Source organism: Raineya orbicola, assembly GCF_002843425.1.
Taxonomy (GTDB): Bacteria; Bacteroidota; Bacteroidia; order Cytophagales; family Thermonemataceae; genus Raineya; species Raineya orbicola.
In genome coordinates, this window is the sequence record NZ_NKXO01000090.1 from 1 (window position 1) to 1,232 (window position 1,232).

Sequence of the window (1,232 nt, forward strand, 5' to 3'; positions counted from 1 at the left end):
ACCAATTCAAGGCTTTAATCATACGCTATGAAACCAGAGTAGATACGTGGGTAAATTTGTTAATTTTATCCTTTATGGTCATTTTTATCCGAAGAATTATCAAAAAAAATAAATCCTAAACAACCTCTATATGAAATCAAAAAAATCAAAGGAAATGTTTGACACCATAGAAACAAAGTTCTTAACCCTTGACGAGTTCAAAGAAACAATAAAATAGTTATGCCATTAAATACTGATGCAAAGAAAAACATCATCAAAAAAGTAATTTCAAATCAAGATTACAGAGATGAAGTTTTAGTTATAATTGACGAGATATTTTTAGACTACTGCATTAGCTTTTTCAAGCAAGTTGTTTACGCAAAAATTGATGCACTCGGAGAAAAATCTGACTGGTATAAGAAAGTGTTTCTAAATCCTGATTTACCAAAAGAGCAAATTGCAATCAATTCGGGGTTGAATATGAAATCAATTACAAATGCTTTCAATTCATCAAAAAAAGAAGTTGTAATTCAAGCATCTTACGACAACTACAACAGGTTGCAAAAGACAATTAACGATTTAGTTTCCAACGGCAACAATTTTGAAATAAAACTTTCAATAAAATTTAAGGACGTTGCAGTTGATTTGACAGTAGCAGAGAGTTTAATTGTAATAAATACTATTGCCGTTAAACGTGCAGAAATTCGTGGTGGTATGTGGAGTGCCGTAGGTAAACAAGTTGAGAAGCCGCTAATGACAACACTTTGTATGCTTTTCAATGTTCCATTTGAATATCACGTTCAAGATAGTAATCCCGACAGTTTTAGAGAAGTTGATTTTTATGTACTTTCAAAAGATGGCAAAAAACTTAGGACAGAAGTGAAGTTGATGGGTAAAGGCAATCCAGAAAGTGCAGATGCAATTTTTGCCAGACAGCCAGCAATTTTTTTAGCCGACAAACTCTCTGACAAAAATAAAAAGCAAGCAGAAATGCTTAATGTGCAATGGATAGAGCTTCGTAATAAAGGTGGTTACAAGCGTTTTCAAGAAGTTCTAAATGCCTTAAATGTTCCAAATAGTGACTTAAACGGAGACTTAAACACAAGATTAGACGAAATATTAAAAGAACGTGAGTTAAGCGGCAATATCTTGAAAAAGTTCAAAATTTGTAAGTAGATTTTTTTCTTGAAAATCTCTAATAGTGGGCTTTTTATCTAGGAATTTGTAGGCAATAATTCCAGACCACAAATTGA

General features: G+C 32.2%; 1 protein-coding gene. It reads left to right on the forward strand.

Annotation, left to right across the window (positions count from 1 at the left end):
- Positions 1-219 precede the first annotated feature (219 nt).
- The gene (locus Rain11_RS13720; RefSeq protein ID WP_101359936.1) at positions 220-1,155 is read left to right on the forward strand and encodes a CfrBI family restriction endonuclease; all 936 of its coding nucleotides are present in this window, start codon (positions 220-222) and stop codon (positions 1,153-1,155) included.
- The last annotated feature ends 77 nt before the right edge of the window (positions 1,156-1,232 follow it).

Bases quoted from the DNA above. Each gene is read 5' to 3' on its own strand.
- Rain11_RS13720 (WP_101359936.1), top strand. From the start codon at position 220: ATGCCATTAAATACTGATGCAAAGAAAAACATCATCAAAAAAGTAATT.